Genomic DNA, 15,294 nt, shown 5'->3' with positions numbered 1-15,294 from the left:
TCTATTTCTGTCCTACTATAAGAATTTTCACTTTTGAACCTTCAGGAACGCCCAGAGGATCACTTATTTTCCCGTCTTTATAAAGGGTTATATTAATGATGTCCGTGTCAACATCTTCGGTATACAACGTGTAGCCTGCCTCTTTCATAATGGAATTGGCATCGCCGGTCACATACTGGATTGCATAATCCTCATCCGTATTCAAAGAAAGGATACCAACTGCCAAGGAAGCAAAACCCTCGCCATTAGACACAGACCATTCACCATCTAAGAATTGCAAAGAGAAAGTATATGTGGTCTGCTGTGAGGCCTGCGTATTCGCCAGACTTTGCTTTATTTGATTGATCTCAGCAAGCCCAGAAGCCAATTGATTTTGATAATTCTTGATAGCCTGCTCCTGATTCTTCGCTCGCTTTTTCTCTTCAATTTCCATGTCTACACGGCTTTTTCGTTTCCCGTCAATTGTCAGGTCAGAGGGCTGTTCTGGTCTTAATGGGTTGTATGAGGCCCCTGTTGCTCTCAGCTTCCCATCAAAAGTGATCCCGTTTAGAGGCGTATCAGCATATACACGAATGGTGTCCCCTGCCATAACCGGCTCTTCTATATCAGCCAGGGCCTGATCTAACAATTCCACATAGTCGGCGTCATAGGACACCTCTGCATAAGGATTGACTTTGGTTTTAAGCAGCTTAATCATGTCATCCTTTGTCGTGATTGAATCATCCGTGACCGGTTCCGCCCAAGATGGCTGCCCGTTTATGAGAAACTTTTTTTCCTCTGGATGAACATAGGTAACCGGAGGAAAGACATACTTTTCATCCTCATTCTTGAAAGTCCTGTACACCCCGATAATGTTGCCGCGCAGAAGGTACATGACCGGATCGGCTTTCTTTGCGCCTTTGGTATTTGGGTTATTGCTGTCCCTGCCTTTAAAAGTAGCAACTACCTTATAAGTCTTGCTGTCCAGGCCGCGAATGATATCAAACTCTTTTTCTGTCGGGGCTGAATCTTTATAGACAGAAATGGCTTTCGTCTGATCGCCTATTTTAAATTCCCATTTACCGCCCAGCTTCGACACTAGGGTTTTAAATTTAAAACCTGTCCCTGTGAAGGAGAAAGAAAACGTGGCTCCTATTTTCTTCGTATAATCAGCTTTTAATGAGCTATCATACGCCCAGGTTCCTGTTTTGGAATCGTAGGGGATCGACTGATCACCCAGAATGTCTTTATCTTCCTTGAGCTTCCCGTAGCCTTTCACCCGTGTTGTGGTGTTATCTTCGCTTGTTGTGATCTGTAAAGACGTGAGATTCGAAAGGTTATCCAACCTTTTCACTATCTCTTTGCCGGCTTTTTTATAAATGTATAAATGCGTGTTATCCGGGATGATCTCCACCCCAAAGGTAGAAATGATTTCATCCATCAGCTCAGAGGTCTTTTTATTGCCGAAACCCTCCAGCTTTTTGGCTCCGATTCCCTTCGCGTCCGGCATAATTGCAAATGTGATTTCACTGCCTTTCACTGCGTGCTTAAGAGCTTCATTGAGAGTTTTTGTACCTTCTATCGTCTCGTGAACAACATGCTTGGCCGCCCTAAAGGAATAGATATGTGTGGCTGTTATGTCTTTAGTCAGCAAAGCCCCTTCCTGTTTAATGGTGGGCGTGTTAATGAAATACTGCTGCTTTTTATACCGCATCTCGTCGATCATAATAAAATTTCTTCCGACTAAAGCATTGAAAGGGATCTGATTGTGTTCAGTCAAGGTAATCGAAAAAGACAAATCCTTTTTCCCAGTGACATCATCATTCACTTTTGGCTCAACATAAATGAGCTCATATTTTTGGCCAGTTTTAATGTCATGAACAAACATCTGATTCACAGAGCATCACCCCCTATTTATAATAAAAGTGTGTAATGAATCGGATATCGCTGTAGGTAGCACCCGCAATCCTAAATTGATTCTGGCCGGCTGCAAGAGTCGGGAACCGCCCACTCCTATCGGAAATAGGCGTAGAGTTCTTCAAAATGTGATGCTTCAAAAGCGTTATCTTATCTGTTTTTGAAAATTTTCCGTTCAGCGTCAGGGTTTCATTTGTTGTGATATTAGTGATTGAAATATCAGTACCCTGCAGATACATTTCGACGTTGTAATTGTAGTTAATCGGGTCCAATTTTACGTCCCCTATGTTATCCACTACAAAAGAATTTTTATTTTGAAAGTGAAACACAGGGGTTGAATCCCGCCGGATATTCATACCCAAGTGAAACTTTTCGTCCTTCAATTCCATAGATGCAGTGCTGTCATTTAAAGACTCAGCAAGTCCCTGAATGGCCGTCAACGTGATGTCCACTTCCTGATACTTTTTGCCGTTTTCTTGATAGATGGAAAATGCGTCATCACACGTAACAAGCCATCGTTTATAAGGCTGCTGCGTATTGATCACATAATAGGGATCCTCTCTTACAAAAAGGTTGTAAACGGCATCCCTTTTGATCTGGAACTGAAAAGAACTATTTGCCTCCACAAGCACTTTTATGTTGATCTTTCTTTCTGTGTAACGCCCCGTGTTCCCCTGCTTAAGCATCATCGTCCCGTTAATGAGCGCGCTTGTTCCTGCCGTCTGCCTTTCGAACACTGGCGCCTCCGGTCTAAATGATGAAAGCGAGACGCCATCAAGAGTCTCGCTTAAATACTTGCCATCTATTATTAGATCATAGTTTATCAACCTACCACTCTCCTAAGAGAAGCTTACATTGTTCAGCAATCCCTTTTGATTCCTTTCTTTGTTGTAAACATCGTCTTGGACTTTGTTTAATTCTTGTACGCTTAATACCATCTTAGGATCCTTTGCCACAAGCTGCGTTAATAGTCTCACCGTTTGGCTCAACAGATTAATTTCGGTTTGCTGGTTACTGTTTTGTTGCTGCAGCAGAGTCACCATCGTTTGCAATGCGTTTGCATCGCTTGAGCTTGACCGGCTTTCCGGCTCATACCCAACCATTTTGCCCGCCTGGCTGAGAACCTTATGAGCTTGGCTGCGCCTAAATTGACGCAACGGCAGCAGCATTTCCCCTTTATGGACCTCGGCCATGTGATCACGGGTAATCAATCCGCCTTTATCGTATCCGACATAACGGCCGCCGTGCGCCATAGCCTTCAAGCCAGGATGATTTAAGATTCCGCCGTATCTGCTGTTCAGATAGTTAATGGAGGCAAGGATCTGGTCAACTGGATTTTTGATATTTCCGTGCCCTGGTTCCTTATTGGCGTTGAAGGTACTCGGGATAAACTGCATTAAACCTTGTGATGGGTGACCAGCTTTCCAGTTTGAATCCCATCTATTCACAACATTCGGGTTGCCGCCTGATTCCTTCATTGCTATTGTTTCAAGCGCTGAGGCATACTCTGATCCCAGCCCTTTTATCTTTAAGGCTTTAGCAACCCACTTTTTGACGGCTTCCGTGCCGCCCTCACCAAAGTTGCTTGATTCTCCAAACTTATCTTTGATGAAATTAACAAAATTCTTTTTAATAAGGGAGAATGAGCCCTTTAGAACATCGCCGGTAATGCCTTTTACTTTAGGCAGTTTTAACCCCAGCTTTTCAATAACCTTTTTGACGAGTTTTGATGGGTTGCTGATATAGTCAAATACATCTAAAGCAAGGTCTTTCACTTTTCCAACGGCTGCCTTTGCTCCATTCCACATCTTTGAAATAAATCCTTCTTTCTTCTTCGTTCCGTTTGCATAAGCCGGTACCCCCGAAAGAAAAGCTTTAGTGTCAATCGCTGACATGACTTGTGTTCCTTGAGGAAGGTTCATCAGCGTATCAGTCGCAGGGCTCAGTCCCATGTGACCCGAAGGGGTTATAAAAGCTTCTGGTCCAGCATTTGAGCCCTTACCATCACCGAGAATGGCTAGGCCTCCTGGATGCCCGCCAGTACCATTTGCATACTGCGGTACTTCCCATTTAGGGATTTTAGTATCAACCCCGATTTTTCCTAGGATCCAGTTGATACCCTGCTGAGTAAAGCCATTGATGATTTTACCGAATCCGCGAAGCGTTTGGTTTCCAAACGCCTTTATTCCGTCCCATGCTTTGCCTGCCATGCTCTTAATTCCATCACCCATTTTCTTAGGCAATGACTTGGCAGCATCGACGATATCCCAAAATTTCTTAACAATGCCGTCTTTCATATCGCCGACAATTTTAAACGCTTTGTCTTTAAGGTATGTGAACATTTTTCCCGCATTTGAGGCTCCATCTTTAAACAAACTTTTAATCCAGCCCCACATTTTTGGGAAAATGCCCTTTAAGCCAGCACCGAGTGCCTTAGCGCCGCCAAGAATCTTGCCGAAAAATGAAAGTTGGATAGCATTCCAGACAACTTTTATCGCGCCAGAGAATATTTTCTTAATTCCTTCCCACATTTTCGAAAAATTCCCGGTCAATAACCCAGAAAAAACGAGGATAACGCCCTGAATTACAGACATGGCGCCGGTGATCACACCCTTGATATTGCCCCATACAGATTTAATGATCGCAAGTACTGCCGGCATGACAAACTGGACGATCGACCACACATTTTGAAGGGCTTGAGTGATCACTGAACCGTTTTGCTGCCAGAAAGACTTCCACTGCCCAGTGAGTTGACCAATGAACGACATCACGCCGCCCAGTGCCTGTTTGACCAGAGGGCCAAGGGTTCCAAAAACTTGGGATGCAATAGTGCCGAGAGCCGAAAAGGTCGGCTTCATGGCGTCAAAGCTTGCCTTCATGTTGGATATGATGGGCTGTGCCTGCTGCTTAAAGCCCGAAAAAGCCGTCTTAATATTGTTTATCCCGTCGATAATGGTCTGGACCGTTAACACTGGGAAAAAGTCCATCAGTTTATCGGCACCTTTTGACGTATCACCATTGAAAACGTCCATTATGCCAGAGAAAATAGTCTTAAGATTTTTTCCGGCATTCGCGATATTGTTAAAAGTCGGTTCAAGGCTTTTCATGCCAGACTCTAAGCCAGACATGACGGGTTCGAGCAAGCTTAGGACCCCATTTCCAATAGGCTCTAACGATGTCAGGGCAGAACGGCCAATCTTTTTAAGCCTTGTCCCAAAATTATCTTGAAGGGCTTGGCCAGCTTTTTTCGTTGCTCCGTCCACATTCGAAAAGCTGCTCTTTACGTTAGCGAGAGCTGACACGCCTTTTTGTCCTAAGTCCTCGAACTGTGTGCCCATAATCTGCTGACCGATTTTATAGGCATCGCTTTTATTTTTCATGCCGTCAATGTCTTTCATAACGGCCGTGAAAACCTGGTCGCCACCCTTACCCGTCTTTTTAAATTCTGCATATAGCTGTTGGGTGTGACTTGATAGGGATTGCATCGCTTCATCTGCAGTTCCATCGGACAAACGTATATTCATTTCTTTGATCAGATCCCCGACCTTATCCAGCTGGAAGGCACCGGATTCGGCGCCGGCCTGAAAGATTGAGAACATTTTTTGTGTAGAGAACCCTGCAGACGCAAACTGATTGGAATATTCGTTAATGGAATCTAAGAACTCCCCAGAATAATCAAGACCCTTTTGAAAACCACTAGTGATCATGTCCATAGCAGCATCAGAGGAAAGTCCATCAAATGAATTTTGCATCGCGTTGATTGACTTAGTAATGTCGTTTCCGTCTTGGTCGAAAGCTTTGGCAATGGTCATGGTGCCCTTCGTAACTTCTTTTACCGTTTCGTCGGTTGCACCCTTTAATGATTTTACGTTCTGTTTTACATTGACGATTGCGTTTTTAGCATCCCCAACGCTGTCGCCGAAACCATCAGCCCATAATCTTTTTGCCGAGCTTGTTACCTTTTGAGCCTCTTTTTCCGTAAGCCCTAATTGAGCCCGTACTTCTCCCTGAGCCGCCTGTGTATCAAGGGCCATTTTTGCACCAAGCCCGCCGATTGCAGCCGTAAGAGCTCCAACACCAGCAACGCCTGCAGTCAACGCACCAACCAGACCAACTTTGATAAAAGAACTGAATTTGGATACTTTCCCGCCAGCCTCACCACTCGCGTCGCCGATCTCTCTTTGGCTATCCGTTAACCCCTCGGCGCTTTCACTCGCTTGGTTTTGGGCTTGCTCCAACCGTTGATATTGCATCTGTGCGCGCCGCAGAGACCCTTCGAGAGAATGATACGATTGAATCTGCGTATTGAGCCGCTGGGCGTATTTCTGGGCCTGCTGTGAGCCTTCGCCGTATAGCTCAACCTGTTTCTCGTAAGACTTCCGGTACTCTTCCACTATCTGCTCTTGAATGGAAAGCTCATTTGATAAACCTTCAACCTGCTTTTTGCTGGCCGTGAGTTCGTCACCCATCGCTTTAAACTCTTGAACAGTTGCTTTTGTGGCTGTCCGCGCTGTTTTGAGGTTATTTCTCAGACCGGTTATCCCTCTGTTTACTCCTGCATCGTTTAGCGTGGTATTAATGACTAAATTTCCTATCGGTCTACCTTCTGTCGCCAAATAGTTACCTCCCTTCTATCGTTTTTTAGAAACACAAAAAGAGCGTCTTTCCAGACACCCTTTTACAAAGTCACGCCGAATATTTGATAAGCAGGGACTAGTTTGTTTTCTTCCTCGTGCTTGTAGTCTGCAAGATCAAAGAAACGTTGTATATCCATTTCATCTATTTCATGAAGCTTGTATCCATTCTCCATCAAGTCAAGATACATCTGCTTCATCCTGTTAAGGTAGTCCCTGTAGGTCATTGGTTTCCCTGTTATTTTTGAGCTTGCTCGGCCTTCTTCTTCAATTGAGCCTTTTTTTTATCTTTAACCATAACCTGATCAATAATATCTCTGAGCCAATCAAATAAATCATCAGATTGAACACCGTCTAAAATATCATCAAAGGTAAATTGATTTTTGAATATATCTAAGACGAGAGCCATCATATCATTCATTACATCATGCTCTGTCATGCCAGATTCTTCGTCCATTGCATTTGCATGTATTTCTAAAGCTCTATACGTATACCTTGCTGTAACAATTGGCTGAACAAATGTTTTTTCTGGAACAGATACAATATCGCCGTTTTCATCTACTTCAGCTAGTGCATAATCTTTTAAAATTGCTTTCACCATTGTGAAACCCACCTTTTAATTTTTATAGAAAAAGCAGCCGCTGTCCGGCTGCCCGTTTTATTTTCCTAAATCTGCGCTGACTTCATCTGTTGTCATTCCATCTGGAAGCATCCCGTAAGCACGTTGATAGAATTTTTCAAGTGTGAACCCTTCATTATGATCATAACCAATCAGGAATACATTACCGTCAAATTTGCGAGGCATGAACTGTCCCTCTATGGAATCTGTTTGGAAATCGACCTTATCCTCTTTTGTTTTCCCATCTGCAGACGGAGGACCGAACTTCCCTTTTAACAGGGCGTAATACACATAGCCTTTCTCATGGTGACGTTGCCGCCACGTGATGCACACGTAAGGAGGCTCCATATCTTTATGGTACTCTTCAATACCATCGACAACCTTCACACCTAAAAGTGTTTTTTTCATTTCTGTGGTAAGGTCAGCCAGGTTCAGTTCTAATTTCGCTTCCCCAACCCCGGAACTTTTCACCGCAAAAATACCGTCATCAGCATGCAGAGTTGCTAGTTCAGTTGGGACATCTAGTTTCGATTCGATTGCACCTGGCATACTCTTAATCTGAATTGCTTTTTCGTCTTCACCAACCTCAGAATATTTAATGCCATCTAATCCCGTACGGGCCATTCATATCATTCCTTTTCTATGTTTATTTTTTGAATATCAATTAATTTCGTGGCCCCGTATCTCCGAGCGTACCGATACAAAGCAATATCTGGGTCACGGTCAAAGGCTGACGCATATTGCTTATAATCGTTCTCTGCCATGATCTGATCAATCACTGGCTGAATAGCCTGAGCATCCTTTATTGTTTTGGTCCATAAATCTATTTGGATATCAACCTCAAAGGTTTGGGCCTTGTCGTCTGTATAGTCTTTTCTGCGGCTCTCAAGCTCGTTAATGCGAATCATTGGGGCCTTTTCTATGTCCTGATCTTCTTCTGGAACAAAGACCAGGAATATCCGGTCACTGTCCACAAGAGAAGTAAGTTTTTCGTTTTCACTTAAAAGCTTTTCGACTTCCTGAATGGGAAGCATCATAGTCCCAGCTCCCTCATGTAAACTTGCTGCACGATCTGTAAAACCGTCTGCTCCATTTCGTTTGATGTCCTCTCAATGAAATGCTGCGGGGGCTGCTTGATCGTTCCAAAGTTAGAGAAGTGCAGGCGGGATGCTGTTTCTTTTCCATAACCCACACTTGCATATATCTCCCCGTCTTCCTTCGCCTTTGAATACACCACGTTATCTTTCATGTGCATCTTGTGGCTACTGTCTCTGCCTGGGGGTGTGTTACGTTCCAAAGCCTCAGCAAATACCTGAGCGCCTGCCTGCACGGCTGTTTTGGCTGCCTTGGTATTTTTTCTAGCAAGCTTATCGAGCTCTTTTTCTATGCCGGCGATTCCGTCATCTTGTCGCGCCATCAGCTCACCTTCTCCGCAAACACATTGATCAGGTTTTTATCCTGAGAGTTTGGGAGAATGTCTTTTATTTCATAAAGCTCATCATCATGAAGAACGTGCATGTTATTGGTCGCCTTCTTAACTTGCTGATAGCGAATAATGAACGTAAGGCTGTTTTCTAAAAAGGTGCCAGCTGTCGTGAGCTTTTCTCTTAACTTCTGTTCTCTTATCTCAGCCCAGCAAGAAAATAAGGGCTCATTTACCTCAATGTTCTCCCTGGTTTCCGGGTCCTTCCCGTTCTTTCGTGTAACAAAAGTGATGCGTGTATTGAGCCGGCTAAATTCCATCTGTATACGCCCCTCTGAATTGCTGAATAAAGTTTGTTACGCCGAAAGGTATTTCTTGCAACGCTTTGTCCATTGAGGATACGCGCTGTTCATACCAGGCACCGACCAGGAACATGACAGCTGTATCAAATTTAGGGTTGTTTTGAAAGAAAGCATCCCTGTTTGGCGAAAGCGTTACGGCATCTTTTATATATTCTTCCGCAGCATCTTTCAGCCGCTGGATAAACCCATCATCAAAATTGTGATCTATACGCATCGCAAGCTTTAATTCTTCAAGCGTCATTCCAACACTCCTTTACAAACAAAAAGGGACGCCGGTATGCGTCCCATTACGTCATTATTTTGCTTGTGCTGCTTTTTCCAAGGCTTCAATGCGTGAAACAAGTTCATTGTATTGCTCTTCCGTCCCAAAGCCGTCTTTACCTGAATCGCCCTTGTCTCCTTTAGGACCTTGCGGACCAGCTTCACCCTGAGGACCCTGGGCGCCTGTCTTTCCTTGAGGACCTTGTGGGCCCGTGTCTCCTTTGGGTCCCTGTTCTCCCGGATCGCCTTTAGGACCTGCTGGACCTTGTTCTCCCTGCATTCCCTTAATAAATAAAGGATTTTCTTCACTGTTTCCGCCAAGGTAAACCCGTGTTGTCGGTTTACCGTCCGTGTCCATCTCCGATGCTGTCCAAACGTTTCCACTTTTATTTAGGAATTCTTCCGCCATTTTCAATCATCCTTTTCAATTATTTTTTATTGACCTACGTCTACCGCTGACTGGTCTTCTGTGCTAGTTGTCGTTTGATTAATAGTGACAAAGTAGCCGGCTTTCTCATCAGCTTTTTTCACATCGAAACGAACTGCCAGGGAAAGGACTTGACCGTAAACGTCATTCTCAACCCATTTAGCCGTAGCCTCCACACGATTTGCGAAGAAGACGGCTTTTTTCAAGTCTCCGATAAACATAACCGCGTCGCCGGCTTTCTCGCCTAAAACAGTATCGTCTACAACATTGACCTGACTACCAAGCAGCATCTTTCCTGTTGGCGTAGAAATGTCCTGACGTAAAATGTACTGGCCGTTTTTATCTTTCAACGTATCAAGGAATTGAAACGCTGATGCAGTCGCAACAATATTTCTGGCGTAAGCTTGCTTTAAATCAACATTTAAAATGCGTTTGATTTCGTCTGTACCTGTCACTGATTTGGCTGGGAATGATCGCAGAACCTCCGCCACTTTTGTATTTTTCGTGATACGTTTAACCTGCTGCAGATGATTTGCCACAATAGCAGTCAAATCCACACCCGAATCATCAATAGCCTCCTGAGAAATAGGCAGATGACCGCGATATGTTTCTACGGTCCAAGGTACTTTATTGAACTTAGGTTTGGCCAATTCAGGATTTTTCTCTAATTCCGCCACAGAAACTAGACCCGTATCAGCGTTTGCTAGTACCGGATAACTACCAGAGGCAGTTGTTACGTTCACGTTATTAACAATTGCGGCAAGATCCACAACATCTTCCGGTTCCTGTTGTGGCTTAGTAATTACATCAATTGGAATAATCGCCTCAGCGCCATCAGATTTCAACCCGTCCCTCTGTTCTCCTTTAGAACGTAGAAACTCTTCAAAAGCTCTTACCTCTTCTGTCTTAGCTGGTTTTATGATTGTACGGAAGCCACCGCCATGCATTGATCTTTTCTCCTCGTCATCTTCTTCTTTACCCCCAGCTGGTGCTTGGTTCTCCGGTTTAAGTCCTGCTAACTCTTCATACTCCGCAAGCTTTTTCTGCAGACCGTCAAGCTCTTCTTTCAAGGAGGTAATTTCACCTTTCAGAGCTGTAGCTTCGTCCAGCTTGTCTTCCTCTGCTCGTTTTTGGGCATCTGTGATTTTTGTATTAATGGCCGTTTGTTTTTTAATAATCTGTGATCGTAATTCCTTAATTTTTTCAGTTAACATGTGTTTGCTCCTTTTCAAATAAAATAAGCACCCGGTTTTCGAGTGCTTTTACAATCCCATTTTTAATAGATCCAGCTGCAGCAGCAGCTTTTCTTTTTCTGGATTCCGGTTTCTTTCCTCGTACTGCTGTAAATTCCGTTTGGCAATTGTTACGTCAGTGTCTTCATAAGCCGGATAAGTAACGACTGACACATCTGTAAGCTTTGAAATGTTTCTCAAGCTCCGCAACGGCAAGCCGGTTTCCTGGTCACGAGTAAAACTGTCTCCATCCTTCCCCAGCATGAAGCCGAAAGAACAATTTGAGATATTACCAACCCGCAGATTTTCGTATAAATCTGTTGCGTACTGTGTATTCGGTAAAGTAACATCGAATCTTAAGCCGATGTCATCAACTTCAAGCTTAAGCGTGCCGGCAGACGTACGCCCGAGAATCTTGGACGGGTCATGATCAATTAATGCCCGCACATCGCTCATGTCTGTCTGATCCAGAGCCCTATTATCAATCATTTCAATAAAGCCGCCCAAATTGTGGCTGCGGGTGCCGAACTTTAAAGCATAACCACTAATCACTTTTGGACCGTCATCGTCTGAATGAGCTTTTAAAGCCCCTTCCTGCGACGTTCTAATTTCTACTTCCTTAGACATTCCCCTCACCTCCTTCACCTGCTGACGAGATCGGCAGGCTCTTTGCTTTTGCTTTCTGAATCTCGTCCATCAAATCAATGTTCACATAGTTTAAACTCATGTAACGGTTGTCCCCGTTTGGTATTGGCTCGTAACCATACTCAGCCAGGGCATTATTGAGAGAGAAAATACCGTTTTGCAGCAAGGCAATAACGTTCTCACGCTTTGTTTTCGCGTCTGTTTCTCTAAATCGCCGTGTGTCGAATTGAAATTTCAGCTGTAGGTTTAAAGGATACGGCAGCATTTTGAAATTCAGTTCTGAGGCAATGGCCGTGAAATAGTTTGATAATGTATTTGTCAGATAGTCCAGGTTAGCTTGTTCCAGCGATGTATTGACTTGTTCAATACCCAGCTTATGGGCGGGCAGTCCAAACACTTTGGCGATCTGCTTTGTTGAATGCGTGTAATTATTAACAACCTCAAGCACTTTCGTATTAATTTCTAACTGGCTGAACTCCATATTTTCGTCGAGCACAACCACGCGCTGCTGATTTTTTATCCCTGAGTTTGCTTTTTCAAATTCATCACGAATCTTGTCCTTTGCTTGAGGAGACAAATGACCTTTTTTCATGTTGACAATACCGCTTAAATTGACGCCTCTTCTAAAAAAATCCGTAACAAGCCGTTTTCCAGCCTCTTGGCTTTCAATCTCATGCTTTAGACTGGAAAGAGGGCTCATCCCCGTTATACCGTCCAGGCTGAAAAATTTAATGTGCAGGACGTTTTCTGGCTTCAAGACTCTTTCTTTGCCGCCAGACGGATAATACCGGTACAGTATTTCATTCCGGTCCTGCAGCTGCTCGGCATAGACTTCACTGTTCCGCATATGGATAAGCTCCAAGGGCGTTCCTTCTTTGTCCCGGATGATTTCGGCGTATGATTGTCCATTCATTAGTGCGTTAGCCACAAGAATGAATTTGAAAAAGTACCCCGAATAATAATCATTGGGTTTCTCATTCAGCAGCCTGAATAGATCAGAGTTCTTTTCTTCTACACCATTATGAGAAACCATAATTGGAGACGCCGCAATATCAGAAGATAGTGTAAGAATCGCAGTGAACACATCGCTGTTTTTTATTGCACTTACAGACGTGTAAGACAGGCCGTCCAAACCAACAATAATTTCATTGAACTCTCGTGCTCCTGGGCTCTGCTTATCTAACGATCGAAAGAATGCCACTTAATCACCTCCCTTCCTCTTCTTTTGGATTCAGTAAGAAGGCAATAAGAACGAGAAAAAGACCTGCCACAATAAAGCCGGCTACTGGATGGAGAATGAAAACCCCATAGCTGATAACAAACAAGCCTGCCAAAAATAAAAGAGTATGCAAGTTCAACTTAATAAACTGACATACTCCCAACAAAAAGGTATTTATTTTTCCGATTTTCATGGCGCCCCCTCCTTCCCTAAAGAGTAAATTCTTCGCTTTCGTAATAAGAGTTCCAATCAAATTCCTCTTGTTTGTAATGGTACATAGCGCCCGTGTGTGCGTTCATCATTGCCGCTGCAGGGTCAATCTTTTCCCTGTATAGCGCTTTGTCAATTTGAATCGTATCATTCACTTTTTTCAGCATTGCATTGTGCATCGCCGTATCAAGTAATGGGTTCTTGCTGTGTATGATTTTTCCGTCGAATACATTCAAACGAAAATCTTTTGTTGGTTCAGATAATGTGCGAGGACCTTGACGAACTTCAATCAGCACATCTTCATAGCCATATTTCTCAATTTCATTTAAGAATAAAGAGATATTGTAAGGGTCAAAGAAGATTCCCTTTACTTGTAAATCAAATTCTTTAATATGATTGATCATATAATCCACAACCTGCTGCAGATTAATGATTCCGGATTTTTTGTCCGTAATTGTGCAGTATCCGGCTTTCGCGAGAGTACGATAGTCCAGTTTGTCACGCTCAATTTTATTATCCAGTCCACCTTTTGTTCCAACAAACGAGTGACTGTCCACATAAAATGTCTCATTTTCATCCTCTAACGGATAAATGAAGCCAAGGGCTGATAAATCATCTGTTCGTGATAAATCAATCCCTATGTAAACCGGCTTCCCTGTAATGTCAGGCGCAGCATCCACACCGCGCTTTTTCCAATCGTTCCCGTTGATAAAGCTTTCAGAGGAAGCAGACTGCCATATATTAAAGTTTTTTACGAGTGTACCGTTTAGATCATCTTTATCAAGAGCCTCCTTCAATTTCTTGCGGAGGTTTTTCAAGATTTTCTTTTGTAGCCCCTCCACCTCAAGTAGTGGATTGCTTTTTATCCAAGTGCTTTCGTCGTAAATTTCCTCTTCGTCATCCTGTTCATAGACAATCGCAAAATAGTTTTCGTTTTCCTTACGACCACTTAGAATATCGTCAACATAAGGATACTCTTGCGAATACATGGGGCCGTTCAGCTTAAAGCCGGCTGTACTAATGATTAAGATAAGGCCCTGGTCCTGCTGACCTTGGGAAGACTCAAGGACTTCCATCATTTTCGTGTTGGACGCTGTGTGGTACTCGTCGAGAATTCCAATAAGAACGTTCAAGCTGTCCAAGTTATCGGTATCCCTCGATAAAGGCATAATGACGCAGTCATCTTTCAGGTACCGGATTTCATTTTGTATAATCTTTGTCCATTTCCTCATGAATTTCGATTTACTTCGTATCTTTTTAAGCTGCATCGAAATCATTTTAAAGACGGTTTTCGCCTGGCCTCTTGAATTAGCTGTCGCATAAATTTGCCTGTCAAACTTAGGTGCTTCGCCGTAAATCAACTCGTATAGTGATAGACCCGCAACGAGTACAGATTTACCGCCCTTTCTCGCCATGCTTATATACGCTTTGGTGAATCGCCGGAAGCCGGTCTCTTTATTCCTCCAAGCATAGAGCATGTACACAATGAACTTTTGAAACAAAGCCAGCTTTGTGGGCTTTCCCGTTGATATATCTGGCAGCATCTCAAGAAACTTAATGACCTTTTTTGCCTTTTCTGGTCTGTATTCATATTCATATTCATAAGACGGGTCAGCTGCTCTTTCCAAATCTCTCAGGTGACGCTGACAGGCTTTTATGACTTTCTTACATGCCGTTATTTCTCCGCTGACAACCTTTTTCGCGTAAAGCGTGCCGGGGTCAAGATGTTCAATCGTCATCTATCGCCATTGCTCCAAACTCATCATCTTCCTCGCTGTCGCTGTCGAGGCCCACGATTCGTAGACGTGAATCCAGAGACAGACCAAGCTGGCCGGCAATACCCCGGATCTCTTTAGACATGCTGTTCATTATGTCCACAGATGGATTTTTCTTTTTAACCGTCTCACCCCGGCTGTTTTTTTCAAACATGACTTGGCCGTCTTTGGCTATATCGGCCATCGCTTCTCGATACTGTGCATAGCTGTTGCAATAGATCGCAAGCAATGTCGAATCTAATTCAGAAATTGGCAAATTGATAATGTGCGGGTAGATGCGCCGCCATTCATTCTTCGCCATAGTGGACAACCAGTATGGTGGCTTTTCTTGCAAGGGCGAAAAATCTTTCAGTTTTTCTTCCTGCTGCAGACGCTCTTCCCGCTCTTCGTTGGTAATTTGTCCTTTTAACGTTTCCGCTAATTGTTTTCGTCTCGCCAATCAAAACCACCACCTTTCGTCCAAAATACCTCACATAAATTTCGGTAAAATCAGCGAACGACAAAAAAGCCGATCAACTCATATGGAATAAGGGATCGCGCGTAATATTTCAGTATTCAAAATCCGGCCTGAATAGCAAATTTCAAAATTTC

At 43.6% G+C, this 15,294-nt stretch carries 17 protein-coding genes; all 17 read right to left on the bottom strand.

The annotated features are described in order from the left end of the window. Nucleotide 1 precedes the first annotated feature (1 nt). Entirely contained in the window at nucleotides 2-1,867 is a 1,866-nt protein-coding gene (locus BV11031_RS03165) for a phage tail protein (RefSeq protein ID WP_206702199.1), read from the bottom strand. Nucleotides 1,868-1,889: 22 nt separating this feature from the next. Next, nucleotides 1,890-2,723, bottom strand: a complete 834-nt coding sequence (locus BV11031_RS03160) for a phage tail domain-containing protein (protein WP_010329635.1) — start codon at nucleotides 2,721-2,723, stop codon at nucleotides 1,890-1,892. A gap of 12 nt (nucleotides 2,724-2,735) precedes the next feature. Beyond that, nucleotides 2,736-6,512: a phage tail tape measure protein gene (locus BV11031_RS03155; RefSeq protein ID WP_010329634.1), complete on the bottom strand. Its 3,777-nt coding sequence runs from the start codon at nucleotides 6,510-6,512 to the stop codon at nucleotides 2,736-2,738. A gap of 62 nt (nucleotides 6,513-6,574) precedes the next feature. Beyond that, nucleotides 6,575-6,757, bottom strand: a complete 183-nt coding sequence (locus BV11031_RS03150) for a hypothetical protein (protein ID WP_026014493.1) — start codon at nucleotides 6,755-6,757, stop codon at nucleotides 6,575-6,577. Between the two features lie 11 nt (nucleotides 6,758-6,768). Beyond that, on the bottom strand, nucleotides 6,769-7,131 hold the full coding sequence (gpG, locus tag BV11031_RS03145; RefSeq protein WP_010329632.1) for a phage tail assembly chaperone G: 363 nt from the start codon (nucleotides 7,129-7,131) through the stop codon (nucleotides 6,769-6,771). Between the two features lie 57 nt (nucleotides 7,132-7,188). Further along, nucleotides 7,189-7,773, bottom strand: coding sequence for a major tail protein (locus BV11031_RS03140; RefSeq protein ID WP_010329631.1), 585 nt, complete (start codon nucleotides 7,771-7,773; stop codon nucleotides 7,189-7,191). 5 nt (nucleotides 7,774-7,778) lie between these two features. After that, entirely contained in the window at nucleotides 7,779-8,186 is a 408-nt protein-coding gene (gene gp17 / locus BV11031_RS03135) for a tail completion protein gp17 (protein WP_010329630.1), read from the bottom strand. Next, nucleotides 8,183-8,566, bottom strand: coding sequence for an HK97-gp10 family putative phage morphogenesis protein (locus BV11031_RS03130; protein WP_010329629.1), 384 nt, complete (start codon nucleotides 8,564-8,566; stop codon nucleotides 8,183-8,185). The genes gp17 and BV11031_RS03130 overlap by 4 nt, the downstream gene beginning before the upstream one ends. Continuing rightward, entirely contained in the window at nucleotides 8,566-8,892 is a 327-nt protein-coding gene (locus BV11031_RS03125) for a phage head closure protein (RefSeq protein WP_010329628.1), read from the bottom strand. Before BV11031_RS03125 ends, BV11031_RS03130 begins: the two co-directional genes overlap by 1 nt. After that, entirely contained in the window at nucleotides 8,882-9,175 is a 294-nt protein-coding gene (locus tag BV11031_RS03120) for a head-tail connector protein (protein ID WP_010329627.1), read from the bottom strand. The genes BV11031_RS03125 and BV11031_RS03120 overlap by 11 nt, the downstream gene beginning before the upstream one ends. A gap of 54 nt (nucleotides 9,176-9,229) precedes the next feature. Further along, nucleotides 9,230-9,604, bottom strand: coding sequence for a collagen-like protein (locus BV11031_RS03115; protein ID WP_010329626.1), 375 nt, complete (start codon nucleotides 9,602-9,604; stop codon nucleotides 9,230-9,232). Between the two features lie 26 nt (nucleotides 9,605-9,630). Next, entirely contained in the window at nucleotides 9,631-10,836 is a 1,206-nt protein-coding gene (locus tag BV11031_RS03110) for a phage major capsid protein (RefSeq protein WP_010329625.1), read from the bottom strand. A gap of 48 nt (nucleotides 10,837-10,884) precedes the next feature. Beyond that, on the bottom strand, nucleotides 10,885-11,481 hold the full coding sequence (locus BV11031_RS03105; RefSeq protein ID WP_010329624.1) for an HK97 family phage prohead protease: 597 nt from the start codon (nucleotides 11,479-11,481) through the stop codon (nucleotides 10,885-10,887). Further along, nucleotides 11,474-12,700, bottom strand: a complete 1,227-nt coding sequence (locus tag BV11031_RS03100; protein WP_010329623.1) for a phage portal protein — start codon at nucleotides 12,698-12,700, stop codon at nucleotides 11,474-11,476. Before BV11031_RS03100 ends, BV11031_RS03105 begins: the two co-directional genes overlap by 8 nt. A 4-nt stretch (nucleotides 12,701-12,704) precedes the next feature. Continuing rightward, nucleotides 12,705-12,911 (bottom strand): hypothetical protein, encoded by a 207-nt coding sequence (locus BV11031_RS03095; RefSeq protein WP_010329622.1) that lies wholly within the window; start codon nucleotides 12,909-12,911, stop codon nucleotides 12,705-12,707. 16 nt (nucleotides 12,912-12,927) lie between these two features. After that, nucleotides 12,928-14,667: a terminase large subunit gene (locus tag BV11031_RS03090; protein ID WP_010329621.1), complete on the bottom strand. Its 1,740-nt coding sequence runs from the start codon at nucleotides 14,665-14,667 to the stop codon at nucleotides 12,928-12,930. Further along, nucleotides 14,657-15,142 carry a phage terminase small subunit P27 family gene (locus BV11031_RS03085; protein ID WP_010329620.1) on the bottom strand — a complete coding sequence of 162 codons (486 nt, stop codon included), beginning with the start codon at nucleotides 15,140-15,142 and terminating at the stop codon, nucleotides 14,657-14,659. The genes BV11031_RS03090 and BV11031_RS03085 overlap by 11 nt, the downstream gene beginning before the upstream one ends. Nucleotides 15,143-15,294 lie beyond the last annotated feature (152 nt).

It is taken from the genome of Bacillus vallismortis (assembly GCF_004116955.1).
GTDB classification, from domain to species: domain Bacteria; phylum Bacillota; class Bacilli; order Bacillales; family Bacillaceae; genus Bacillus; species Bacillus vallismortis.
This window is presented reverse-complemented; position numbering and strand designations above follow the sequence as displayed.

What these genes read in the sequence shown, in the direction of transcription:
- BV11031_RS03165 (WP_206702199.1), bottom strand. Translation starts at nt 1,867, where the DNA reads ATGTTTGTTCATGACATTAAAACTGGCCAAAAATATGAGCTCATTTAT.
- BV11031_RS03150 (WP_026014493.1), bottom strand. Translation starts at nt 6,757, where the DNA reads ATGACCTACAGGGACTACCTTAACAGGATGAAGCAGATGTATCTTGAC.
- gpG (WP_010329632.1), bottom strand. Translation starts at nt 7,131, where the DNA reads ATGGTGAAAGCAATTTTAAAAGATTATGCACTAGCTGAAGTAGATGAA.
- BV11031_RS03140 (WP_010329631.1), bottom strand. Translation starts at nt 7,773, where the DNA reads ATGGCCCGTACGGGATTAGATGGCATTAAATATTCTGAGGTTGGTGAA.
- gp17 (WP_010329630.1), bottom strand. Translation starts at nt 8,186, where the DNA reads ATGATGCTTCCCATTCAGGAAGTCGAAAAGCTTTTAAGTGAAAACGAA.
- BV11031_RS03130 (WP_010329629.1), bottom strand. Translation starts at nt 8,566, where the DNA reads ATGGCGCGACAAGATGACGGAATCGCCGGCATAGAAAAAGAGCTCGAT.
- BV11031_RS03125 (WP_010329628.1), bottom strand. Translation starts at nt 8,892, where the DNA reads ATGGAATTTAGCCGGCTCAATACACGCATCACTTTTGTTACACGAAAG.
- BV11031_RS03120 (WP_010329627.1), bottom strand. Translation starts at nt 9,175, where the DNA reads ATGACGCTTGAAGAATTAAAGCTTGCGATGCGTATAGATCACAATTTT.
- BV11031_RS03115 (WP_010329626.1), bottom strand. Translation starts at nt 9,604, where the DNA reads ATGGCGGAAGAATTCCTAAATAAAAGTGGAAACGTTTGGACAGCATCG.
- BV11031_RS03110 (WP_010329625.1), bottom strand. Translation starts at nt 10,836, where the DNA reads ATGTTAACTGAAAAAATTAAGGAATTACGATCACAGATTATTAAAAAA.
- BV11031_RS03105 (WP_010329624.1), bottom strand. Translation starts at nt 11,481, where the DNA reads ATGTCTAAGGAAGTAGAAATTAGAACGTCGCAGGAAGGGGCTTTAAAA.
- BV11031_RS03095 (WP_010329622.1), bottom strand. Translation starts at nt 12,911, where the DNA reads ATGAAAATCGGAAAAATAAATACCTTTTTGTTGGGAGTATGTCAGTTT.
- BV11031_RS03090 (WP_010329621.1), bottom strand. Translation starts at nt 14,667, where the DNA reads ATGACGATTGAACATCTTGACCCCGGCACGCTTTACGCGAAAAAGGTT.